Annotated in this window: 21 protein-coding genes; 12 read left to right on the forward strand and 9 right to left on the reverse strand. The window is 63.4% G+C overall.

The annotated features are described in order from the left end of the window. Nucleotides 1-689, forward strand: a 689-nt coding sequence (locus MHX66_RS04950) for an IS256 family transposase (protein WP_239200788.1), incomplete at its 5' end; no start/stop codon positions are given. Nucleotides 690-1,095: 406 nt separating this feature from the next. Here the strand turns inward: MHX66_RS04950 and MHX66_RS10580 are convergent. Beyond that, a complete protein-coding gene (locus MHX66_RS10580) occupies nt 1,096-1,332 on the reverse strand; it encodes a hypothetical protein (RefSeq protein ID WP_304504314.1) in 237 nt (78 codons plus the stop codon). Nucleotides 1,333-1,917: 585 nt separating this feature from the next. On the opposite strand from MHX66_RS10580, the gene MHX66_RS04960 reads away from it, so the two are divergent. The 5 genes from MHX66_RS04960 to MHX66_RS04980 all read left to right on the forward strand — a co-directional run bounded on the left by MHX66_RS04960 (nt 1,918) and on the right by MHX66_RS04980 (nt 7,437). Next, on the forward strand, nt 1,918-2,724 hold the full coding sequence (locus MHX66_RS04960) for a hypothetical protein (RefSeq protein ID WP_239200790.1): 807 nt from the start codon (nt 1,918-1,920) through the stop codon (nt 2,722-2,724). A 328-nt stretch (nt 2,725-3,052) separates the two neighbouring features. Next, complete coding sequence (locus tag MHX66_RS04965) at nt 3,053-4,891, forward strand: long-chain-fatty-acid--CoA ligase (RefSeq protein ID WP_239200792.1); 1,839 nt, start codon at nt 3,053-3,055, stop codon at nt 4,889-4,891. Between the two features lie 3 nt (nt 4,892-4,894). Continuing rightward, on the forward strand, nt 4,895-5,803 hold the full coding sequence (locus MHX66_RS04970; protein ID WP_239200794.1) for a glycosyltransferase: 909 nt from the start codon (nt 4,895-4,897) through the stop codon (nt 5,801-5,803). 298 nt (nt 5,804-6,101) lie between these two features. Next, nucleotides 6,102-6,812 carry a GtrA family protein gene (locus tag MHX66_RS04975; protein WP_239200797.1) on the forward strand — a complete coding sequence of 237 codons (711 nt, stop codon included), beginning with the start codon at nt 6,102-6,104 and terminating at the stop codon, nt 6,810-6,812. Next, nucleotides 6,805-7,437, forward strand: coding sequence for a GtrA family protein (locus tag MHX66_RS04980; protein ID WP_239200799.1), 633 nt, complete (start codon nt 6,805-6,807; stop codon nt 7,435-7,437). Before MHX66_RS04975 ends, MHX66_RS04980 begins: the two co-directional genes overlap by 8 nt. 537 nt (nt 7,438-7,974) lie before the next feature. Here MHX66_RS04980 and MHX66_RS04985 read toward each other — a convergent pair. Together MHX66_RS04985 and MHX66_RS04990 are read right to left on the reverse strand one after the other, a co-directional pair. Further along, nucleotides 7,975-9,567 carry a hypothetical protein gene (locus MHX66_RS04985; RefSeq protein WP_239200801.1) on the reverse strand — a complete coding sequence of 531 codons (1,593 nt, stop codon included), beginning with the start codon at nt 9,565-9,567 and terminating at the stop codon, nt 7,975-7,977. A 24-nt stretch (nt 9,568-9,591) separates the two neighbouring features. Continuing rightward, a complete protein-coding gene (locus tag MHX66_RS04990) occupies nt 9,592-10,389 on the reverse strand; it encodes a hypothetical protein (RefSeq protein ID WP_239200803.1) in 798 nt (265 codons plus the stop codon). 36 nt (nt 10,390-10,425) lie between these two features. On the opposite strand from MHX66_RS04990, the gene MHX66_RS04995 reads away from it, so the two are divergent. The 3 genes from MHX66_RS04995 to MHX66_RS05005 all read left to right on the forward strand — a co-directional run bounded on the left by MHX66_RS04995 (nt 10,426) and on the right by MHX66_RS05005 (nt 13,092). Then, nucleotides 10,426-10,740: a hypothetical protein gene (locus tag MHX66_RS04995; RefSeq protein WP_370642244.1), complete on the forward strand. Its 315-nt coding sequence runs from the start codon at nt 10,426-10,428 to the stop codon at nt 10,738-10,740. A 131-nt stretch (nt 10,741-10,871) separates the two neighbouring features. Beyond that, the gene (locus tag MHX66_RS05000; RefSeq protein ID WP_239200813.1) at nt 10,872-12,284 is read left to right on the forward strand and encodes an FAD-binding oxidoreductase; all 1,413 of its coding nucleotides are present in this window, start codon (nt 10,872-10,874) and stop codon (nt 12,282-12,284) included. A 49-nt stretch (nt 12,285-12,333) separates the two neighbouring features. Next, nucleotides 12,334-13,092, forward strand: coding sequence for a decaprenylphospho-beta-D-erythro-pentofuranosid-2-ulose 2-reductase (locus MHX66_RS05005; RefSeq protein ID WP_239200815.1), 759 nt, complete (start codon nt 12,334-12,336; stop codon nt 13,090-13,092). A gap of 31 nt (nt 13,093-13,123) precedes the next feature. Here the strand turns inward: MHX66_RS05005 and MHX66_RS05010 are convergent, their stop codons facing one another. Then, a complete protein-coding gene (locus MHX66_RS05010; RefSeq protein WP_239200817.1) occupies nt 13,124-13,819 on the reverse strand; it encodes a YafY family protein in 696 nt (231 codons plus the stop codon). Nucleotides 13,820-13,892: 73 nt separating this feature from the next. Between MHX66_RS05010 and MHX66_RS05015 the strand changes: the two genes are divergently transcribed. Further along, entirely contained in the window at nt 13,893-14,642 is a 750-nt protein-coding gene (locus tag MHX66_RS05015) for an alpha/beta fold hydrolase (protein WP_239200819.1), read from the forward strand. Here the strand turns inward: MHX66_RS05015 and MHX66_RS05020 are convergent. The 4 genes from MHX66_RS05020 to MHX66_RS05035 form a co-directional block, all read right to left on the reverse strand. Next, nucleotides 14,639-16,216, reverse strand: a complete 1,578-nt coding sequence (locus MHX66_RS05020) for an MDR family MFS transporter (RefSeq protein WP_255717210.1) — start codon at nt 16,214-16,216, stop codon at nt 14,639-14,641. The two genes, MHX66_RS05015 and MHX66_RS05020, sit on opposite strands and share 4 nt — an antisense overlap. A 142-nt stretch (nt 16,217-16,358) precedes the next feature. Next, nucleotides 16,359-17,159: a PspA/IM30 family protein gene (locus tag MHX66_RS05025; RefSeq protein WP_239200821.1), complete on the reverse strand. Its 801-nt coding sequence runs from the start codon at nt 17,157-17,159 to the stop codon at nt 16,359-16,361. A gap of 135 nt (nt 17,160-17,294) precedes the next feature. Further along, complete coding sequence (locus MHX66_RS05030) at nt 17,295-18,359, reverse strand: DUF6114 domain-containing protein (protein ID WP_239200823.1); 1,065 nt, start codon at nt 18,357-18,359, stop codon at nt 17,295-17,297. Further along, nucleotides 18,349-18,924 carry a DUF6230 family protein gene (locus tag MHX66_RS05035; RefSeq protein WP_239200825.1) on the reverse strand — a complete coding sequence of 192 codons (576 nt, stop codon included), beginning with the start codon at nt 18,922-18,924 and terminating at the stop codon, nt 18,349-18,351. The genes MHX66_RS05030 and MHX66_RS05035 overlap by 11 nt, the downstream gene beginning before the upstream one ends. Nucleotides 18,925-19,091: 167 nt before the next feature. Here MHX66_RS05035 and MHX66_RS05040 point away from each other — a divergent pair, with 167 nt between their 5' ends. Beyond that, the gene (locus MHX66_RS05040) at nt 19,092-20,150 is read left to right on the forward strand and encodes an NAD(P)-dependent alcohol dehydrogenase (protein ID WP_239200827.1); all 1,059 of its coding nucleotides are present in this window, start codon (nt 19,092-19,094) and stop codon (nt 20,148-20,150) included. 36 nt (nt 20,151-20,186) lie between these two features. On the opposite strand, the gene trxA is transcribed toward MHX66_RS05040, so the two are convergent. Beyond that, nucleotides 20,187-20,558, reverse strand: coding sequence for a thioredoxin (trxA, locus tag MHX66_RS05045; RefSeq protein ID WP_034985479.1), 372 nt, complete (start codon nt 20,556-20,558; stop codon nt 20,187-20,189). A gap of 142 nt (nt 20,559-20,700) precedes the next feature. Between trxA and MHX66_RS05050 the strand changes: the two genes are divergently transcribed. Then, nucleotides 20,701-21,204 (forward strand): hotdog fold domain-containing protein, encoded by a 504-nt coding sequence (locus MHX66_RS05050; protein WP_239200829.1) that lies wholly within the window; start codon nt 20,701-20,703, stop codon nt 21,202-21,204. Nucleotides 21,205-21,218: the final 14 nt, after the last annotated feature.

The following is a 21,218-nucleotide window of genomic DNA, read 5'->3' on the forward strand; positions in this document are numbered from 1 at the left end:
TCAAGCACATCCTGGGCTTGTGGATTGCTGATAATGAAGGTGCCGCCTTGTGGGCATCTGTGTGCGCAGATCTTGCCAACCGTGGCGTCAGCGATGTCTTCATCGTCTGCTGTGATGGGCTTAAAGGTCTACCAGAAGCCGTGGAGGCAACCTGGCCAAATTCGATGGTGCAGACCTGCATCGTGCACCTGATCCGGGCGGCGAACCGGTGGGTGTCCTATCAGGACCGAAAACCCGTCTCCAGCGCGTTACGTGAGATCTACACGGCCGCAAACGAAGATACCGCCCGTGCCAGTTTAGATGCGTTCGAGGCCTCTGAACTGGGACAGAAATACCCGCAGTCAGTGAAGGTGTGGCGTGATGCGTGGGAACGGTTCGTGCCGTTTCTGCAGTTCCCGCCAGCGGCGCGCAAGGTGTTGTACACCACGAATTCGATCGAGTCGCTTAACGCTGAGCTGCGTAAAGCTACCCGGAACCGGGGCCAGTTCCCGAACGATACAGCGGCACTGAAGACGCTGTGGTTGATGATCTGCAATATCGAAGACAAACGCGCTGCCCAACGCGCGAAGCAAGCCAAGCGCGCCGTGGAGTGCAACGGGTATGTTGAAGGAGCGAAGGCCAATGGCTGGAAACAAGCCATCAACCAACTAGCTGTGGCATACCCAGACCGATTCGCGGAGTACTTGTAAACCAAGCCCCCGCACACAAACAATCGGGCACTCTCTCGCCCGGCGGCTGGCAGCTTCGCCCCACCAGCCCCACTTTCCCACCAGTCCTATCTGTCCCACCAGCCCCTAGCGCCCCACTTATTCCATAAACCACCCTGAAGCCCGTCCTGGCGAGTGGCTAAATGTCGGAAAAGTTGCAGTTCAAGACGCTAAATGTCGGAAAAGTTGCAAAACGTAAATCCTCGTCGTCCGCACCCAGCTCGAAAAACTCGCTGACCTGCACCTTTGCCTAAGTGGAAATGTCCCCCAACAACAAATTGCAACTTTTCCGACATTTTCCCATCCAGTAGTTGCTCTTGAGGTCACCAGCCCACTCACCCAGCACTCACACCAATAACAACGCCCCCAGTGGCCCCAATACTTACTTTCACGCATTCAGCGCCAGCGCGCCGCCCGCCACCAGCATCACACCCACGCCCGGCGCCAGCATCACACCCACGCCCAGCGCCAGCATCACACCCACGCCCAGCGCCAGCATCACACCCACGCCCGCCACCAGCATCACACCCACGCCCGGCGCCAGCATCACATCCACGCCCGCCACCAGCATCACATCCACGCCCGCAGGCAAGCCGCCCGTACACCATCGGGGAGATTCCCGCATCTCGAATTTTTGTGCTTGTGGATAAATCGCCTACCTGCAAAGAGTTATTCACAAGCCCGAGCCACCCATATCCCGCCAAGCTCGTTCAAATGCAAGAATGACCGCCAGCCCGGATGCGTTGCCGAATCTCTCTATCTCCAACACATCTCTTAAAGGCTACGCAGACCAGGGGAAACAGGGGGTTCGAAAGTGAAACAGTCCAAGGCGTGCAAAACAACAGATCAAGCCGCGCAGCAACTGAACAACAGCGATACTCGCGGCAGCGCACACACCAGCACTGCAACCAGCGCAAGCAATGGAAAATCAAGAGCCAAATCCACAACCACTCGGCGGGCGCGTGCGGTTACATTTCCCCAGGTGCCCCCTCGCAGGAAAGCCAAGCTGCTTCTCGACGTTCACACGATGAACCCCTCGGAGGCACGAAAAATGCAGCGACTCGCAGCGAGGGGCGAAGCGGTCAGACTTGCACCAGGAGTTTACATTCCTGCAGGTCAGTGGCGTGAGTTTGAACAGGACCCCGAAGCAGAAGCAATTAAAGCCCGAGCCAGAATCGCCGCCGAATATATCCGCAGTGGTCCGGCCGTCGTGGCGGGCAAATCGGCAGCCTTCCTCCACGGCCTGCCCCTCGAGAAGTTTGGGCCGCCGGAGACGGTGGAGTTGGCGTCACCAAAAAGAACGCTAATGGGAAGAAACGGCAGGTCAGAGCGCTACCTCGCGGCGCCGGGGCAGGGCCAGCGCGCTGTGCTGATCCCCACAGAGTTCGGCGAAATCTGGACCAGCGGACTGCTGGATACGTGCCATGACCTGGGGCTTCGGCACTCGCTGGACGATGCCGTCATCGCCACGGAGGCCGCGCTGCACACAAAGAAAATCACGTGGCATGAGTGGCGCACGTGGCGCGCGTGGCAGGACGGACTGCGCGACCCAGCCGCCACCCCAGCAACCGCGCCCATCCGCCACGGCGCCCAGCGCGCCCGCACGGCCGCGCGCCTCATCACCCGCCACTCCGAAAGCCCGCGCGAATCGCAGCTGAAAATCCGCTTCTGGGAACACGGCCTGCCCGCACCATTTCAGCAGGTCAACATACTCAACGAGGGCGGCTGGACCATCGGGCGCGTGGACATGTTCTTCGACGTCGGCCTCGCCGTCGAATACGACGGCCGCGAGAAATACGGCTCCACCACACCGGCCATCGAGCGCGCCCTGCTCAAGGAACGTCAACGCGAAAACGACATCCAAGCCCGCGGAATCACGCTGCTGCGCGTCACGGCGGAAACGTACCTCTCCGGCCGCGCAATCGAGCAGGTCATCGAGCATTTCCACACCCTCGCCGCACGCCCGACCCGCCCACCGTGCACCCTCTGGAGCGGCGGCGCGCTCGCCTGGTCGTAGCCCTTTTTGTTCTTTTTTATTGACGCCACCTCGCCCCCGTCGCCTTCACCTCCAGCTTCGCGAACCATCCGCCCCGCCCCGGCGCGTGTGACACGTGCGCGCCGGACAAGTGGAGCAGCGCACCCGACACAAACTAGAGATAAAAAGAGAATTAAAGAACCCCGCCAGTTGGAGCGCCCAAAGCGTTAGACTCGGTCTCGGACGCGCAGGCGTGACTGAAAGCACAGTGCATACTGCACGTGAGCGCAACCACGCCCTGCACATTGAACCAGCAAGTTAAACCCAAAGCACACGCAGAACAACTTACGAACAACGCACGCAGAACCAGGTGAAACAGTTGACCAACCCAGCAGGCGACAACGGCGCAGGCACCCCCGCCGGCAACGAGGAAGCCACTCCAGCCACCAACTCCAGCAACGGCGCAACCGCATCCGAGGCCTTCAACTCTAAGGCGTGGCTGCAGCACTACACCCCGTGGACGCAGCACACCATCGACCTCGACGACCCGGCGGAAAACCCCGCAGGCTTCACCATTCCGGAGGTCTTCTGGCACGCGGTGGACACGATCGGCGAGCGCAACGCCTTTACCTTCTTCGGCAAAGTCACCACCTACGAGCAGTACGGCCGCCAGGTCGCCATCGCCTCCGCAGCCCTGGAGAAGCTCGGCGTGCAGCGCGGCGACCACGTAGCCATCGCTCTGCCGAACTGCCCGCAGGCCCTCATCGCCTTCTACGCAATCCAGAACATTGGCGCAGTCCCCACCCTGCACAACCCCCTGTACACCGCCGCCGAGCTCCGCCACCCCTTCAACGACCACGGCGCCAAGGTGGCTTTCTTCTGGGACAAGGTCGGCGACGTCGCCGAGGACCTCCGGCTGAACAGTCCCCTCGAAACGGTTATCGCCGTCACCCTCCCCGACGAGATGCCCGCCCCGCTGCGCTATGCCCTGAAGCTGCCGATCCCGAAGATCAAGGCCATGAAGGAAAAGCTCACCGGCCCGGCGCCCTCCGCCGTCTCCTGGAAGAGCTTCATGCGCACTGGCGGAAATGGCGAAAAGTGGCTGCGTGGGGGCGTCAATAATAAAAAGATCGACCCGACCGACCCGGGGCTGATCCTCTACACCTCCGGCACTACCGGCGAGCCGAAGGGCGCCGTGCTGACTCACCGCAACCTCATCGCGAACCTGCGGCAGGGCCAGGCCTGGGTGAAGGGCCTGGGCAAGGGGCCGAAGCCGGAAGTCATGCTGGCCGCGCTGCCGATCTTCCATGCATACGGCCTGACCATGAACATCACCCTCGCGCCGATGATCGGTGGCGAAATCCAGCTGCTGCCCGCGCCCGAAATGCCGCTGGTCATGCGCGTAATGAAGAAGAACATGCCCTCCTGGATGCCCGGCGTGCCCGCGCTCTACCAGAACATCATGAAGGAAGCGGCGAAGCGCGACATGCCGCTCTCCGGCATCCGCAACTCCTTCAGCGGCGCCAGCGCCCTGCCCGCAGAGACCGTCCGCGAGTGGGAAAGCTGCACCGGCGGCAACATCGTGGAGGGCTACGGCCTGACCGAAACTGCGCCGATCATCGCAGGTAACCCCATGGGCAAGGGCCGCGAGGGCTACATCGGCGTGCCTTTCCCCTCCACCGAAATCCGCGTGGCCAACCCCGACAATCCCGCCGAGACCATGCCCGACGGCGAGGCCGGCGAGCTGGTCGTCCGCGGCCCGCAGGTGTTCAAGGGCTACCTGAACCGCCCGGACGCCACCGCCGACGCCTTCCACGAGGACTGGTTCCGTACCGGCGACATGGCCGTCATGGAGTCCGACGGGTACCTGAAGATCGTCTCCCGCATCAAGGAGATGATCATCACCGGCGGCTTCAACGTCTACCCCGCCGAAGTCGAGGAAGTCCTGTGCGCGCACCCTTCCATCGAGCAGGCTTCCGTCGTGGGCGTGCAGCGCAAGGATGGGTCCGAGACCGTCGCTGCGGCTGTGGTTTTGGCCAATGGTGCTGTTATTGACGCCGACGACTTCCGCGCCTTCGCCAAAGAACGACTTACTGCGTATAAGGTGCCGAAGGTATTCCATGCATTCCAGGAGCTGCCCGCCGACCAGCTGGGCAAGGTGCGCCGCCGTGAGGTGCAGGAGCTAGTCGCAGAGAAAGAACAGGCCTAACACATGCCGCTGAGCAGGAAAGACACCGTCGCCGCAGTGATCGTCACGCATAACCGCGTGGAGTTGCTGGAGGCCTCGCTGCGCCAGGTTGCAAACCAGGAGGGCGCGGAGGTTGCGCACGTGGTGGTTGTGGATAACGGCAACGACCCGGCGGTGCGCGAGCTGGTGGAAGCGGTGTGCGCGTCGCGGGGCCACTACGTGGGATCCGCGACGAACCTGGGCGGAGCCGGCGGCTTCGCGCTGGGGTTCCTGACGGCTCTTTCCCTGGGCGCCGACGCGATATGGTGCGCCGACGACGACGGGCGCCCCGCCGACGCACACGTGCTGGCCACCCTGCAGGAAGTTGCGGAGCGCGAGGGGCTGGAGGAAATCAGCCCGGTGGTATGCAACATCGAGGATCCGGAGCGGCTGGCCTTCCCGCTGCGCCAGGGGTTGGTGTGGCGACGGACGCTATCCGAGCTGGAGGGTTCATTCTTGCCGGGTATCGCCAGCCTGTTCAACGGCGCGCTGATCAGTGCGCGGGCGATGGAGATAATTGGCGTGCCCGACTATCGGCTATTCATCCGTGGCGACGAGGTGGAGTACCACCGCCGCCTGGTCCGCAGCGGCCTGCCCTTCGGAACGTGCCTGACCTGCGCGTATCTGCACCCCGACGGCTCGGACGAGTTCAAGCCGATCCTCGGCGGGAAGATGCACACGCAGTACCCGGACAACGAATTCAAGCGCTACTTCACGTACCGCAACCGCGGGTACATCATGAACCAGCCGGGGATGCGCAAACTGCTGCCGCAGGAATACGCCCGCTTCGGATGGTTCTTCCTGGTGCAGAAGAAGGACCCGAAGGGGTTCGCCGAGTGGCTGCGGCTGCATGCGCTCGGCCGGCGCGAGCAGTTCCGTCGGCCGGGCCGCTAGCGCGGCGAGACGAGGCGGGGCGCGGGGTGTGCAACACCCCGCAGCGCGCCGAGCGCTAGCCCGCAGGCCTGCGCTCGCACCCGCCCGCGGATTTCTAAGCAACTTTTTAAGCGCACACACCGGCCAGGATTTTCCCTTTTACCCGGTCACAGGCGTAGTCTTAAGTGACTATCGCAGTGCCCCGAGCAGCACTTGAGCAGCCCTGGACCCCAGAGCTTCTGGACCCCAGCGCTCCTGGAACCCAAGGCAACACCCAAGCAGCTCTCCGGCGGCGCCGCCTAACACCACCTAACCGAGGATGAAGTTAGCCGAAGTGACCGTGTCCGAAACCCAGACCACCCCGAGCGCTGAGCCCACCAAGCCCGCTGACGACGCCGGCGTCAATAAGAAGAACGCCGAAGGGGCCGCCCCCTCCCGCGCGCACCGCCACCGCAACGTCGCGCGGCAGTTCATCCAATTCGGGCTCGTCGGCGCGTCGGGGTTTGTGGTCAACCAGGCGATCTTCGTGCTGTCGAAGAAGCTCGCAGAGGCCGGCTGGGACATTCACGTACAGGATGCCTTCCTGAACCTCCTCGGCACCCAGTACCATTTCCGCTGGTACCACGTGTTTTCCGTGGTTGCGTTCCTGCTGGCGAACATCTGGAACTTCTGCCTGAACCGCTACTGGACGTTCCGCCACGAGCCGAAGCGCGCCTGGTGGAAGCAGCTGCCGCAGTTCATGGCCGTGGGTGTATTCGGCCTGCTGATCACGCTGGTGGTCTCGACGGCGCTGGTGAATCCGGAGTCGCCGATCGCCCTGCCGCACGACATTTTCGATAACTCCACGGGGCTGCGCACGCGCGCGTACTGGGGCAACTTCATCGGCGTGATCCTGGCGGTGCCGGCGAACTTCCTGTTCAACAAGCTGTGGACGTTCCGCTCTGCGCCGCGCGAGGCCAGCCGGGCGGTGCGCGTGGTCGAGCCGCGGACTGGCGGTGCGGGTTCTGGCGCCGGTGATGCGGATGTCTAAGCCTTCTTTTAATGACGCTATTAATGACGCCCCCTCGCCCCAGCCAGGCACCGATCCCGCTGGGACCGGACACTCCAGTGGCGCCGGCACTGCTTCCGGTGCCGCGACCGGCGCTAGCAATGTCAGCGGGCCCCACGCGGTTTCCGGCGCCGCTGCCGACAATGCCACTGCCGGGCAGGGCGCGCGGGGCGGCGATAACTTTCAGTCTGAGCACACCACCCGGGCGCAGCGCATCATCCAGTCGCAGCTGGTGAAGTTTGTCCTGGTCGGAGGCTTCAGCGCCGTCGTAGACTTCGGCTCCACAACGCTGTTCACCTTTGCGTTCGGCTTGAGCGATGGCGTGGCGAAGGCACTGGGATTCGTGCTGGGAACCCTGACGGCATACTTCATCAACCGTCGGTGGACTTTCCAGGCGGAGCCGAGTGGGCGCCGATTCGCCATCACCATGGTGACCTACGGGCTGACCTTTATTGTGCAGTGGGGGCTGTACAAGGTATCGATCCCGTGGCTGGAGGGCTTCGACCTGAATGCGTTCTGGGTGCGTGCGATCAGTTTTGTGATTGCCCAGGGCACGGCGACGGTGCTGAACTTCCTGATCCAGAAGTTCCTCATCTTCAAACGCTAGCCGGGGTCCGCTCCACCGCACCCGGCTCTCCAACTCCGCTCCACCGCACCCGGCTTTCCAACTCTTCTCCGCCGCACCCGGCTCTCTAACTCTGCTCCGCCGCACCCGGCTTTCCAACTCTGCTTCGCCGCCTCCCTCCGGTCACTCCGGCCACTCCGGACTCTCCAGCCGCTGCCAGAGGCTTAAATGTCGGAAATGTTGCAATTTGTTATTGCGCACCATTTCCATTTTTGTAAATATGCAGGTCAGGGCGTTTTCCCGATTCTTCTCCGGCTGCGCCCAAAAACGTTTTGCAACTTTTCCGACATTTCGCGACAGGAACTGCAACTTTTCCGACAGTCAAGACCCCATGAAGCTCCGAAGGGCCGAATGTGCTCTCCAGAATGCTACAAATTCAACGCACAAACGCTGGCTGCACAAACTACCTCAGCAGCCCAGCCAAGCCCAGCGCAGGCCAGCCCGGCCAAGCTAGGCAAACCACAGCAGCAGCCCGGCCAAGCTAGCGCTGCAGGCCCAGCCCGGCGAGCAGCAGCCAAACTAGCGCTGCAGGACGAAGCGGTACATCTCCAAGCGGTCCAGCAGCGAGCACTGCGGAACCAAAGGAACCGCCTGGTCATCGGGCTGAGGCTCCCACTTGCACGCTCCCACCTGCGCCAAGATGCGCCCGGTCCGCCGTGACAGCCACTTGATCTCGCTGGCACTGAGGGCGTCAGTACCCAAGGCAGTATCCGTCGGCGGCAGCTTCGCATCCGCGCGCGTGAAGCCGAGTGCCGACATGAAGGCCTCGCTGACCTCGTCGACCTCCGAATCCACCAGCGTAGACAGCGCGATGATCCGCGCCCACGCAGCCGCGCGCCCGATCTTGCTCTTCTCGATCGGCGCATCGGCCAGCAGCTCGGCGGCGTGCTCGGTGACGTTCGCCGGCCGCTCCAAGTCCAGCGCCTGCAGCAGCGGAATGAACTCGTACAGCGCCCGCTCGTGCAGAAGTTCCCGCAGCTCAGGGTCAGTTTCGGCGAGGATCTGCTCGACGGTATCCTTGCCCGCCAGCGTTACGTTCACCTCCGTGACATCCACCCGCGCCGGAATGCCTGCAGGGTGCAAGTGCGCAGCGAGCTCGTCTTCCTGATTCTTATTGACGCCACCCGCCTCAGCCGCATCCTCCTCCGTATCGGCGAGGAAGTCCGCGGCCAGGAGCACTGCTTCGGCATCCGGCTCGCCCGGCGCGTCGAAGGAAGCGTCTAAGGGGGAGCCGGTGGGGATGAGCTCGATTTCCTCGTGGCGGGTGGTGGTGTCTGTGACGTTGACGCTGAAGTCGTAGCGGCCTACCTTCAGCACGCCGATGGTCCCGCGGCGGAAAATGTCGCCGAGAGCAGTGCCAATGGAGTTTGCGCCCTTGGCGTAGACGCGCACGCGGCCGGCGGTGCGGGCGCGGAAACTCCAGGTTGGCTCGGTGGTGGTGTCGGCGGTGGCGGGAGTTTCAGTGTCGGCGCCCGCACTGTCAGCGCCGGGAGTTTCAGTGTCGGCGCCCGCACTGTCAGCGCCGGAAGTCTCAGCGCCGGCGGGCGCGTCGGCGCCGCGCTCCGCCCGCGCGACGTAGCGGGTGGGGTGCGCCTCGGGGACTCGGTTCACGGATTCAGGCCAGTCGAAGCTAGTGAGGATCGCCTCGGCGAAATCGGCCACGCTCATGGCGCCGGAAACGCTGAGCAGGCGGGAGTACCTTCCCACGCCCGGGAAGTGGTGTTCCACCACCACGGTGAAGACAGTGGTGTGAGCTCCGGATTTCTTGCTACTCCCCGCCCCCGGTGTGGACATAATCCCCACGCTTTCCTGCACTTCCGCCCCCTCGGCGCTAACCCCCTCAGCTGCGCTGTCTGCCGCTCCCCCGGCGTTAGCCTCCGCCCCGTCGGCGCCATCGCGCCGGGAGGTGCGGATTTGCGACAGGGAGATCACGCTGCCGCCCGCGATCGGTGCCTCCGTGACCTGCGCCTCCATGGCCTGTGACTCCGCGGTCTGCGCCCTTTCCGGCGCATCCGCGGCCTCCGCGCCGCCGTTCACCTTCGCTCGCGCAGCAGTGGAACCGCCGGCTGATTCATAGCCCCCGGCGGCTCCAAAAAGCGATGAGCGATTCATGCATCTAAGCGTAATGGCGCCCGGCTAACCTCGCTGGGCGAGAACCAGCGGAAGCGGCTGAGCAGTCACAAACTCGCTGATCACAGGGCCAAGTCGGCGGACTCGCAACTTATCGAATGCGTTGTACTGGGCGATCCAACCGCGCAGTGCGGCGGCCTCCTGTAGAGCCGCCGCCACGGCCTCCCGCTCGGCTGCGCTGCCACCCCCGTTATCCGCACTATCGCTCCCGTCGGCAGCGCCCGCGCTCTCCCCGGCGCGGCTTCCGGCGCACTCATCCGCGCCTTCCCCAGCGCGTTGACTAGCACCGCTGCCAGCCACGCCAGCCTCGGCTTCGCGGAACTCCTCCAGCGTGCGAAAGCTCCCCCACGCCGGCTGCTTCTTCCCCGGGAACTCGTCGCTGAAGTGCTGCTTGGCGGAGGTGAGGGCGTCATTAAGAGCGACCTCCGTGGCCGCCACATCAACCAGCGCAACGTCACTCGGCAGCACCTTCGCCGCTTCCTCGTCGCCCACAAACAGCACGGGATAGCGCAGCAAGGCGGCGAGCATGGCCGCGCGGTCGTCGGTCCCCTCAATCCAGTCCGCGCTGGCGGCGAAGCCGTGGATGCCCGAGCCATCGATCAGCCAGGCGCCGGAAAAATCTCCAAGCTGCACGTCGGGGTCGGTTTCCACCTGCCAGATGGCGAAGGTGGGATCGTCGGCGGGGCCTGCGGCGGCCACGACCATGATCGGGTCGTAGCGGACGGGTTCGGGCGCGCCGGGGGCCGCGGTACTCGCGGCAACATTCGACTCGGCGGCAGTGCTTTCAGGGGCAGTTGTGCTCATCGCTATTGGAGGTTACCACCGACTATGATCTTCCCCATGGCTGTTTTTGATAGGTTCCCCGCCGCTGCGAAACTTTTCAAGCGCTCCAAGCTCTCCCCCGCCGAGCAGGAACACAGGAGTGCACCGGTGCGAGTCGGTGGCGTCGGTAAGGAAAGCAGCTACGAGGCCTCCACCCGCACGAACCTGCCGCTCAACGAGTTCATGACGCGCCTCATGGCCCAGGAACTGCCCATCCTCGACAGCACCAGCCGCCAGCGCGTGCGCGACATCCTGCGCGAATACGACGGCCCCACCATCACCGAGCCCGAGGAACTGCCGGAGGAAATCCGCCAGATCATGGAGCTCTACTAGCTCTCTGCTAGCTCGCACTCGCCCTTTCTTAGTGACGCCGCCCACACCGCAACTGCGAAAACGCTGGCAACTTGAGCCCCACGCGGCGCCGCGCCCAGGGGTTGTCCCACCCGGGCGCTAGGGTAGAGAACATGGAATTGCACACCAGCACTCGTACCCTCACCGGGTGGGGTCGCACCGCCCCCACGACCGCCGAAGTTCTGTCCACACAGGATGTCGACCAAATTGCCGCCGCCGTCGCGCGCGTGGCCGACGATAACGCGGATAAGCCCAGCCACCTGCAGCGTGGCGTGATCGCCCGCGGCATGGGCCGCAGCTACGGCGACCCGGCCATGAACGCCGGCGGGCTCGTCATCGACATGCAGCAGCTGAACACGATCCACAGCATCAACCCCGATACCGCCCTCGTGGACGTGGATGCTGGCGTGACGCTGGACCAGCTGATGAAGGCCGCCCTGCCCCACGGCCTGTGGGTGCCGGTGCTGCCCGGCACCCGCCAGGTGACCATCGGCGGCGCTATCGGCCCGGATATCCACGGCAAGAACCACCACTCCGCGGGTTCCTTCGGCAACCACGTCCGCTCCATGGAGCTGCTGGTGGCCGACGGGCGCGTACTGCACCTGACCCCGGAGGGCTCCGAGGACGACCCGGAAGGCGAATTGTTCTGGGCCACCGTCGGCGGCATGGGCCTGACCGGCATCATCCTGCGCGCGACCATTGAGATGACGAAGACGGAGACCGCGTACTTCATCGCCGATGGAGACATGACGCACTCCCTGGACGAGACCATCGCGTTCCACTCCGACGGTTCGGAGCACAACTTCACCTACTCCTCCGCCTGGTTCGACGCGATCAGCCCGGAGCCGAAGCTGGGCCGCGCCGCGATCTCCCGTGGCTCCCTGGCAACCCTGGACCAGCTGAAGGAGTACGCGCCGAAGCTGGCGAAGGATCCGCTGAAGTTCAAGGCCCCGCAGCTGATGACCGTGCCGGACATCTTCCCGAGCTTCACCATGAACAAGCTGTCCATGGTGGCCATCGGCGAGCTGTGGTGGCTGAAGTCCGGCGAGTACCGCAACCAGGTGCAGAACCTCACGCAGTTCTACCAGCCGCTGGACCTCATCGGCGAGTGGAACCGCGGCTATGGTTCCAAGGGCTTCCTGCAGTACCAGTTCGTCGTGCCGACGGAGGCCGTGGAGCCATTCAAGGAGATCATCCGCGACATCCAGCGCTCGGGCCACTACTCCGCACTGAACGTGTTCAAGCTGTTCGGCGAGGGTAACAAGGCTCCACTGAGCTACCCGATGCCGGGCTGGAACGTCTGCGTGGACTTCCCAATTAAGCCGGGCCTGGGCGCCTTCCTGGACGACCTGGACCGGCGCGTGATGGAGTTCGGCGGCCGCCTGTACCTGGCCAAGGAGTCCCGCACCTCCGCCGAGAACTTCCACAAGATGTACCCCGGCCTGCCCGGCTGGCTGACCACCCGCAAGCGCATCGACCCGACGGGGGTTTTCGCCTCCGACATGTCCCGCCGCCTAGAGCTCTAACTGCATAGAGCTTTAACTGCACAGCGCTTTAACCCGAAAGAGAGTCACAATGATTGATGCCGTTGGCAAACCCCAGTCCATCCTGCTGCTCGGCGGCGCGTCCGACATGGGCCTCGCCGTCGTCGAGGAGTTCCTCTCCCGCGGCCCCGCGCGCGTGATCCTGGCCGCCCGTGATGGCGAGTCTTTGGATGACGCCACCGCACGCATGAACGCCGCCGGTGCCAGCGAGGTCGTACCCGTCTCCTTCGACGCAGTGGACTTCGATTCCCACCCGCAGGTTTTCGAGGAAATCTTCAGCCACGGCGACGTGGACCTGGCCATCGTTGCGTTCGGAATTCTGGGCGATAACGAGAAGCAGTGGACCAACCAGAAGCTGGCCGTGCAGGCCGCGCAGGTGAACTTCACCGGCGCCGTCTCCGTCGGCGTGCTGCTGGCGGACTACATGAAGAAGCAGGGCCACGGCCAGATCGTGGCGTTCTCCACCGTTGCAGGTGAGATGGTCCGTCGCTCCAACTTCGTCTACGGCTCCACCAAGGCCGGCCTGGATGGCTTCTACCGCATGCTGAACGAGGCTCTGCGCGGCACCGGCGTGCGCGTGCTGACCGTCCGCCCGGGCCAGGTGCGCACCAACATGACCAAGGACCTGGACGACGCGCCGCTGACAGTGGACAAGGAAGACGTGGCTAAGGCCATCGCTAAGGCCGTGGATAACCGCAAGTCCCTGATCTGGGTGCATCCCCTGTTCCGCCCGATCATGCTGATCCTGAAGCACCTGCCGCTTCCGATTCTGCGCAAGCTGCCGCTGTAGCTGTAGTTCTCGGGAGCATTGGTCAACTGTTTTACCAGTGATGAGGGTTTACGCTTCGCGCATGGACGGGCGGTATGCCAACCTCCTTGATGTCGTGACCAGAACAAGTCTCACTGGTAACAACGGCCTTCTTCACCCGTGACAGCGCGAACCAACGGATCGCTGATCGTAGACGGCACCATGCGACCAGATACCAACGCCCGTCGGTGAAAGCGAACAATACCGGTTCAACATCGCGGCAGCTTTCAACCCCCTCGCTGGTGATGTACTGAATTCGAACCACTTTTTGGTCTGTCATCGCTTGCTCCAATGCAGAGCGTGTAGTCCTCAACGAAGTGGCAGAGGGATTAACCCATACACGCTCAGCTAGTCGCTCAGCTTGCTGTCTCGTACGAGGATCAAGAACGTCGACGATTTTCTCTGCCGCCGTTGTTGCCAGGTCGGCATACGGCGCATCAGTCGACACGCTCGCAGCCAACAAGGCCATTGCCTCCGTCGGGGACAATCGAACCGGGGGAAGCGATGCACCCGGGACCAGGCCATATCCACCGCCAGGGCCAGGGCGCGACCAGATGGGCAGTCCGGCGCTTTCCAGCGCAGCTAGGTCACGCTTGATGGTGCGGACCGACACCTCAAACTCGCTCGCCAGGCGCTCAGCACTGGTTCCGCGGGAGCCACTACGCCGCAAAACATCCGTCAGAGCGTGAAGACGCTCGGATCGCTTCATGGAAATGCCCGTTCAAAATTCATGACATATATAGTGACACACTGCTGTCCAACAGCACTGACATGATGGCACCATGACATCAAAACAGCAGGAAAAGACCCCTCCCGTGATAATCCTGATCGCGGGCCATTGGCTTGGGGCATGGGCATGGGACGAAGTCGCCGAACAGCTGACATCCAACGGCATGCACGCCATTCCGATCACTCTTCCCGGCCTCGACGATCAAGACCCACAGCGCGCGAACAGGACTCTCGATGAGCAAGTCGTGGCAATCCAATCAGTAGTCGACGCGCAGGGAGGCAATGTAGTTCTCGTCGCGCACAGCGGTGCTAATGCTCCGGTCAGTGTCGTTATCGACCAACATCCAGAACTGATCCGGCGGGTTGTGTGGGTGGACTCGGGTCCAGTCTTGCCAGGTAGCGTCTTCGCCCCGGATCTCCCCGAGTCGGTCGCGGAGGTGCCCCTGCCTTCCTTCGAGGAGCTCGGCCAACAGGCCAGTCTTGAAGGCCTTAGCGCAGAGCACCTACAGTGCTTCCGCGAGAAGGCCGTCGCCGAACCGGGACCTGTCATGCGTGCAGCTGTCGAACTAACCAATGATGGCCGCTTCAGCGTGCCGACCACGATGGTGTGCTGCTCTATACCAAGTGAGCAGGTACTGGGGTTGGCCGAAGAGGGACACGCAATGTTCGCCGAAGTGGCCCGGATCGACAATATCGACGTCATTGATCTTCCCACGGGGCACTGGCCGATGTGGAGCTGTCCCGAGGCATTGGCCAAAGTAATCGGCCACGCTGCGGGGCAACCTGCCCGATCAAGTTTCTAGTTCTTCGGCGCGCCCGGGTGCGCGGATTCCCGCGCATCCAGCTTCAGAAACGCCGAGGCCACCATCAGCACCACCGAGGCGAAAGCCGCCACCAGAAATGCCACATGGATGCCCTGGCCCACCACCTGCGCCTCCACCAGCGCAGGATCCGTGGCACCCAGACCCGCCAATTCCTCCGCATTGCTAGAGGCGTACCGCGTGGAGGCGAAAGTCATCACAGCCACGAAGATTGCCGTTCCTGCGCCACCGGCAACCTGCTGGAAAGTATTCAAGATTGCCTGCGCGTGGGAAGCCAACGAGTCCGGAACGGCCGCCAGGGCGTTGGACATAAGGGGCGTCATCATCAAAGCAATGCCCAAGTTCAACACAACCGTAACAAGCGTGAGCTGCACAAACGCCGGCCACGTGCCGGAACCAACCCAAGAAAACAGGTGCTCCGTCTGCTCCAGGGCGGCAAAGCCCATCATGCCGATGGTGATCAAAATGCTGCCCGAGATGATCAGCGGACGGGTACCGCGCGCGTCGTAGGCACGGCCGACCGCTGGGCCCAGCAGCCCCATGACCAGGCCGCCGGGCAGGGAAACCATGCCGGTCTTCAGCTCCGACAGGCCGGCGACGTTCTGCGCATACAGCGGCATCAGAATGATGAAGCCGAAGAGCATGGAGAACGTGAACAGCAGCAGCCCCAGCGAGAGGTTGTACTCGCGCACGCGCAACGGCTGCAGGTTCAACAGAGGAGTGGCACCCGGCTTAGAGCTGCGCTCCAGGGAACGCTGGCGAAGGAAGAACACCGCCAGGATCGCCGCACCCACGGCCAGGATGATCAGGCGCTGCACCGGCACGCCATCGGCCAGCTCCGACAGGCCGGCCAGGCCGTACACCAGCCCCGCAAAGCCGAACGCGGAGAGGAAGACGGAGAGCACGTCCAGAGTAGGACGGCTCGGCTCCTCGAAATTCTTCACCAAGAACAGGCCCGCGACCAGGGCGATCAGCACCAGCGGGGCGACGAGGATGAAAATCCAGCGCCAGCCCAAAGCCTCCAGCACCACGCCGGAAAACGTCGGGCCCAGCGCCGGAGCCACCGCAATAACCACTGAGACCAGGCCGAATACCGCACCGCGGCGGTTGATGGGAACCAGCCGGATGATGGTGGTCATCAGCATCGGGATCACCAGCGCCGTGCCGCTGGCTTGGATCACACGCGCCAGCAGCAGGATCGGGAACGTCGGCGCTGCGGCCGCGAGGACTGTTCCGACCAGGAAGGTCGTCAACGCCGTCGCGTAGATCGAGCGCAGGCGGAAGCGCTGCATGATGTAGCCAGTCATCGGAATGACCACGGCCATCGTGAGCATGAATGCTGTGGTCAGCCATTGCGCTGCATCGGCGGTGACGCCAAACTCTCCCATCAAAACGGGCAGGGCCACGGACAAGGTGGTCTCGTTGAGGATCACCACGAAGGCCGCGGCGACAAGCACGCCGATCAGGAGCTTGGCGCCGGGCGCGGGCTCGCCGGGAGGGACGGAGTGCTCCGCGCGGTCGGAGTTGGTGGCGTCAGAAATAGATTCTTCAGACAAAAGTATCCCTCCACGATGTAAAAGGCGGGCGCATCGGTGCACCCGCGAACCTTGGATACTTTACACCAGGTTTGCTGGCCGCAGAGGGGTGAGAGGTGCCCGCAAGGCAGGCGGGCCCGCCAGGTAGAGCGGGGTGGGCGGGTTAGCGCTCCAGTTCGCCCTGAGCCTCGCCAGCACCGTCGCCGTTGCCCTCGCCCTGCTCGAGGGCGTTCGCACCGTTCTCGGCGTTCAGCTGGGCGCGGATTTCCTCCAGACGGGAGCTGGCGCGCATGTCGTTACCAGCGGATTCGATCTCGGACATGCGGCCCTGCACGGAGTTCTCGACGAGCTCCTGGCTGCCGAGCGCCTGGGCGTAGCGCTGCTCGATCTTCTCGCGCACGCTGTCCAGGGTCGGCACGTCATCGTTCTGCACCAGGCCATCCATCTGCTGCATGGAGTTCGCGGTGGCCTCCTGCATCTTCGCCTGATCCACCCGGGAACGCAGCTGGTTGATCTGCGCCATCTGATCCTCGAGGCGGGCGGCGGACTGCTGCTGTTGCTGCTGCGCCTGGCGGGCGGCCTCTTCCGCACCGGAGTACAGCTGCTTGGTCTCCTCAAGCTGCTGCTCGACCGTGACCAGCTGAGATGCGAACAGCTCGGCCGTCTGGTTCAGCTCGTTGGCCTTGGCCTGGTCGCCATCGGCCGCGGCCTTGTCGGCCTGCTGGATGGCGGTGCGGGCGTTACCCGAAAGCTTCTCCGCATCCTGCTGCAAGCGGTTCATCTTCATTTCCAGCTGGTTGCGATTACCGATCACGCGGGCTGCGCTTTCGGAAATCTGCTGGTGCTGCTTGCGGGCCGCTTCCGTGGCCTGCTGGATCTGTACATGGGGATCCGCGTTCTCCTCGATCTTGGTGTCGAGGGACTGCATCAGGTATTTCCAGCCCTTAGAAAATGGATTCGCCATGGGAAAACTCCTGTGTCGCTATGTAGTCGGTACTTATTCGAGATGTAGTGGTTTGCTTAAGTTAACTGCATCCCAGCGTACTGACTTTCCGCGTAGCGCACGGGGCGAAAGCGGGAGCGGGAGTCAAGCCCGCCGCTAGCGCGGGTACAGGTGAACCACCGGGGCATTCATATCCCGCCCGGTCAGGTGCATCAGGTCCAGCTTCACTTGTTTCAGGGAGACGACCTCCATCACCGGGTCCGGAATCGGCGCCTCGCTGGGCACCAGACCCAGCTGGTGCAGCACATCCCCCGCGCCAGCGGAAATGTCCACCTTCACCGGGACCGTGGAGATCTCGGCCAGCGCGGGCACGGCCTCCAGGGACGTAGCCTCCACCACGACGGGGCCTTCGATCACGTAGGTCTCCACATCCGGGCCGGTCTGCATCAGCCCGTCGCCCCACTGGCCGGGCAGTCTGATCTGCAGGTTCTTGATCTCCAGCCGGTCGCCGGTGATACGCAGCAGGTCGCGGCCGCCCTGCTCCGTGCCCACGGAATCCACGCCGACGCGCACGTTCCCCTTGAAGGTCACGTTATCTGCGGTGACCTGGCCGACGTCGCCCACCCGCGCGGGCTGGGCCACACTGTACGGGGCATTCGCATTCAGAATGCCCACGCCGGTCGCGATCCCCACCGCCACCAGCAGGGCCGCGACTGTCGAGGAGTATCCGCCGTCGGAGCCCCTGTCGGAACGTGGCTCGCCCTCGGTATCGGCTTCGCTCTCGGCATCCTCGGCCTCAGTCTCGCCGCCGGTGCCGCCCCCGGAGCTCTTGCTCCGGGTCTTCTTCGGCTTCCGCTCCCCCGACTCCCACGCCAGTGCAAACGCCCCGCCGAAAATACCCAGCAGTGAACCCAACAAGAACCCGCCGATGTTGGAAGCCGGCAGCGCCACCAGCGATACCAAAATGGCGAAAACCCCCAGGTAGGGCGCCGTGGCAGGCTTCAGCCAAATACCCAGTGCGAACATGATCTGCGCCGCGCCCAGGAAGAGCGTGGAAACCCCCGACAGCGTCGAGATCATCACCAGTAGGTCGGAAATGCGCAGCGTCAGATACGCGGGCGTCATAATCACAACACCCGAAAGCAGCACCAACAGCCCCGGCACGAACGGTCGGTTGCGGCGCCACTCGGCGAAGCGCGCTAACCGTCCTTTAGCAGGCATTCTCGGTTCCTCGGCGCACGCTCGCCTCCACTCCGGAAACGTTTAGCTGCTTCGCCCCTACCGACGTGGCAATGATCTTCTCCGCCACAATCTGCACGTTCTTCGACTGCAGACCCCAGGCGTCGTTCGGCGCTTCGGGGTTGACCTGGCTGGCGTCAATACCAAGGTTGGGGTCGGCCATCCGCAGGCTGCCCTTGATGTCGGTGGAGCCCACGATCAGATCGTCTGCATCCACGCTGTTCTGTCCGTTGGCGCGCAGCGAAAGGGTGGCCTCGCCGACGGCGGGAAGGTTCGGCACGGTTGTGGAAAGGCAGAGGTCAGAGGCCTTCGCCTGCTTCATCTTCACGCGCGCGACGGGCAGGTGGTCGTCGCCCTTCGTGTCGTTATCCATGAACAGGGAGAAATCCTGCCCGGACAGGCCGCCGATCGTCACGGTGAAGAAGGAGCCGGAAAGCGCCAAGTTCGCAGAAATTCCGCCCTTCGCCACGGCCATTCCGGTGCCGGCGAAGCCGACCAGCCCGGCGGTCAGCGCCACTGCGGCCTTCTTGCCGTTGATCCGTCCCATTCTTCGTGCCTCCTGTTGTAAAGCCCTTACGCATTATCCCCGCAGTGGCACCGTTGCGCGAATCGCCGTTCTTTTTATTGACGCCCTCTAGGCCGCGTCCGCCCGCGCCCCAGCGCAGGCCGTGCGAATCCGCGCTGCACACGCGGGATCTGCGTAGCCTGGGGAACATGGACGTTGCATGCTACTCAGCCCCCGGCGCCGGCGAGGCGCTGGAAAAATCCACAATTTCCCGGCGCGACCTGCGCCCCAACGACTGCCTAATCAAGATCCGCTGGGCGGGCATCTGCCACTCGGACATCCACACTGTAAATGGAGATTGGCCGCACGATAACTTCCCCATGACCCCCGGCCACGAGATCATCGGTGAGGTCACCGAGGTGGGCGCGGAGGTGCAGAACTTCCGCCCCGGCGATGTGGTCGGCATCGGCTGTCTGGTGGATAGCTGCCTGGATTGCGATGCCTGCCGCGAAGGCGACGAAAACTACTGCGAGAACGGCTCGACCGGCACGTATAACGCGCCGGACCGCACCGATGGCACCATCACGCAGGGTGGCTACTCCACTCACATCGTCTGCCGGGAGGAGTTCCTGGTCCGCATTCCGGAGGCTTTCGCCGACTTGGAGTCGGATGCCGCCGCGGCGGCCACTCCCCTGCTGTGCGCTGGAATTACTACGTATTCCCCGCTGAAGCACTGGGGCGTGGGCGAAGGTTCCCGTGTGGCAGTGGTCGGCATGGGTGGCCTGGGGCATGTGGCGGTGAAGCTGGCTGCGTCGATGGGCGCGGACGTGACGGTCTTGAGCCACTCGAAGTCCAAGGAAGCCGACGGCCGGGCTTTCGGCGCCAGCCGTTACATAGCCACCAAGGAGGAGGGCTGGCACAAGCCCTTGAGGGCGAGCTTCGACCTGATCATTAACACGGTCAGCGCTCCGCTGGATCCGGCGCCGTTTATTTCCACCCTGGCGCGCGGCGGGACGATGGTGATGCTGGGGCTGCCGCCGGAGAAGATGCAGATCAGCGCTGGTGCTCTGATCGGTAAGCGCCGCTCCGTGGCGGGCAGCGCCATCGGTGGTATCCGGGAGACTCAGGAGATGATTGATTTCTGCGCCGCCCACGGCATCACCGCGGAGGCGGAGGTCATCCCGGCAGAGGAGATCAACACGGCCTACGAGCGCGTGTTGAATTCGGATGTGCGCTACCGCTTCGTCATCGACGTCAACACGCTATAACGTGCGCCGTAGCGCGGGGGCTTGTAGCGCGAGCGCTTACTGCGCCCCGCCCTGCTCGGCCTCGATCTGCTTGCGAACCTCGTCCATGTCCAGCTCCTTGGCCTTGGCGATCAGCTCGTTGATGGCCTTGCCCGGCAGCAGGCCGGATTCGCGAGCCAGCAGCACTCCGTCGCGGAACAGCATCAGCGTCGGGATCGACTGGATCTGCAGGGCTGCGGAAAGCTCCTGGTTGGCTTCGGTATCCACCTTGCCGAACACGGCGTCCGGGTTCTCCTCGGAGGCCTGCTCGAAGATCGGGGCGAAGCGCTTGCACGGACCACACCAATCTGCCCAGAAGTCCAGCACGACGATGCCGTCGCCCTGCACGGTTTCCTGGAAGTTCGCTCCGGTGATTTCAGTGGTCGCCATTTCTTTCCCTTCGGGTTGATTGCTTCGTTCAAAGCTTGTCGCTGCTTTGTCGCTGCTTTGTTACTGCGCACCGTTAAAAGGGGCGTGTATGTTTTTCCAACATTACGCAACGCTCGCTTTATTCCGCGTTAGAGTTCTCACTATGTCTATTTATGACGCCAACGCGAATCCGTCTAGCACTTTCAAACTGTACAAGAATCTTGCGAAGAAGCCGTTTGGCAACGGTCTGTTTTCGCTGGCAGCCAGCGCTAAAGCGCCTTACTTCCTGACCGTACAACCGCGCCTGCAGGAACTGCGGCCGGGCTACTGCCAGGTGAAGTCGAAGAAGTGGTGGCTGCTGAATAACCACATCGGAACCTTCCACGCCATTGCGGCCTGCAATGTTGCGGAGTTCGCGATGGGGATGCTGGCTGAGGCGTCCATCCCCAACACGCACCGCTGGCTGCCGCAGGGTATGCGCACGAAGTACCTGAAGAAGACGAAGGGCAGCCTGACTGCCACCGCGACGGCCGAGCTGCCGGACTTCGAGAAGATCACCAAGGAATCCGGCGGGCAGACCGTGACGGTGACGATCCACTTCGCCGACGACGAAGGTAAGGAATCCACCTACGCGGAGATCGACATCTGGGTGACCGCCAAGAAGTAGCAAGTGTTAGGCGC

The sequence above is a fragment of the Corynebacterium sp. ACRPH genome (assembly GCF_022347285.1).
GTDB lineage: Bacteria > Actinomycetota > Actinomycetes > Mycobacteriales > Mycobacteriaceae > Corynebacterium.

What these genes read in the sequence shown, in the direction of transcription:
- MHX66_RS10580 (WP_304504314.1), bottom strand. Translation starts at nt 1,332, where the DNA reads ATGCGGGAATCTCCCCGATGGTGTACGGGCGGCTTGCCTGCGGGCGTG.
- MHX66_RS04970 (WP_239200794.1), top strand. Translation starts at nt 4,895, where the DNA reads ATGCCGCTGAGCAGGAAAGACACCGTCGCCGCAGTGATCGTCACGCAT.
- MHX66_RS04975 (WP_239200797.1), top strand. Translation starts at nt 6,102, where the DNA reads ATGAAGTTAGCCGAAGTGACCGTGTCCGAAACCCAGACCACCCCGAGC.
- MHX66_RS04980 (WP_239200799.1), top strand. Translation starts at nt 6,805, where the DNA reads ATGTCTAAGCCTTCTTTTAATGACGCTATTAATGACGCCCCCTCGCCC.
- MHX66_RS04985 (WP_239200801.1), bottom strand. Translation starts at nt 9,567, where the DNA reads ATGAATCGCTCATCGCTTTTTGGAGCCGCCGGGGGCTATGAATCAGCC.
- MHX66_RS04990 (WP_239200803.1), bottom strand. Translation starts at nt 10,389, where the DNA reads ATGAGCACAACTGCCCCTGAAAGCACTGCCGCCGAGTCGAATGTTGCC.
- MHX66_RS04995 (WP_370642244.1), top strand. Translation starts at nt 10,426, where the DNA reads ATGGCTGTTTTTGATAGGTTCCCCGCCGCTGCGAAACTTTTCAAGCGC.
- MHX66_RS05000 (WP_239200813.1), top strand. Translation starts at nt 10,872, where the DNA reads ATGGAATTGCACACCAGCACTCGTACCCTCACCGGGTGGGGTCGCACC.
- MHX66_RS05005 (WP_239200815.1), top strand. Translation starts at nt 12,334, where the DNA reads ATGATTGATGCCGTTGGCAAACCCCAGTCCATCCTGCTGCTCGGCGGC.
- MHX66_RS05010 (WP_239200817.1), bottom strand. Translation starts at nt 13,819, where the DNA reads ATGAAGCGATCCGAGCGTCTTCACGCTCTGACGGATGTTTTGCGGCGT.
- MHX66_RS05015 (WP_239200819.1), top strand. Translation starts at nt 13,893, where the DNA reads ATGACATCAAAACAGCAGGAAAAGACCCCTCCCGTGATAATCCTGATC.
- MHX66_RS05025 (WP_239200821.1), bottom strand. Translation starts at nt 17,159, where the DNA reads ATGGCGAATCCATTTTCTAAGGGCTGGAAATACCTGATGCAGTCCCTC.
- MHX66_RS05030 (WP_239200823.1), bottom strand. Translation starts at nt 18,359, where the DNA reads ATGCCTGCTAAAGGACGGTTAGCGCGCTTCGCCGAGTGGCGCCGCAAC.
- MHX66_RS05035 (WP_239200825.1), bottom strand. Translation starts at nt 18,924, where the DNA reads ATGGGACGGATCAACGGCAAGAAGGCCGCAGTGGCGCTGACCGCCGGG.
- MHX66_RS05040 (WP_239200827.1), top strand. Translation starts at nt 19,092, where the DNA reads ATGGACGTTGCATGCTACTCAGCCCCCGGCGCCGGCGAGGCGCTGGAA.
- trxA (WP_034985479.1), bottom strand. Translation starts at nt 20,558, where the DNA reads ATGGCGACCACTGAAATCACCGGAGCGAACTTCCAGGAAACCGTGCAG.
- MHX66_RS05050 (WP_239200829.1), top strand. Translation starts at nt 20,701, where the DNA reads ATGTCTATTTATGACGCCAACGCGAATCCGTCTAGCACTTTCAAACTG.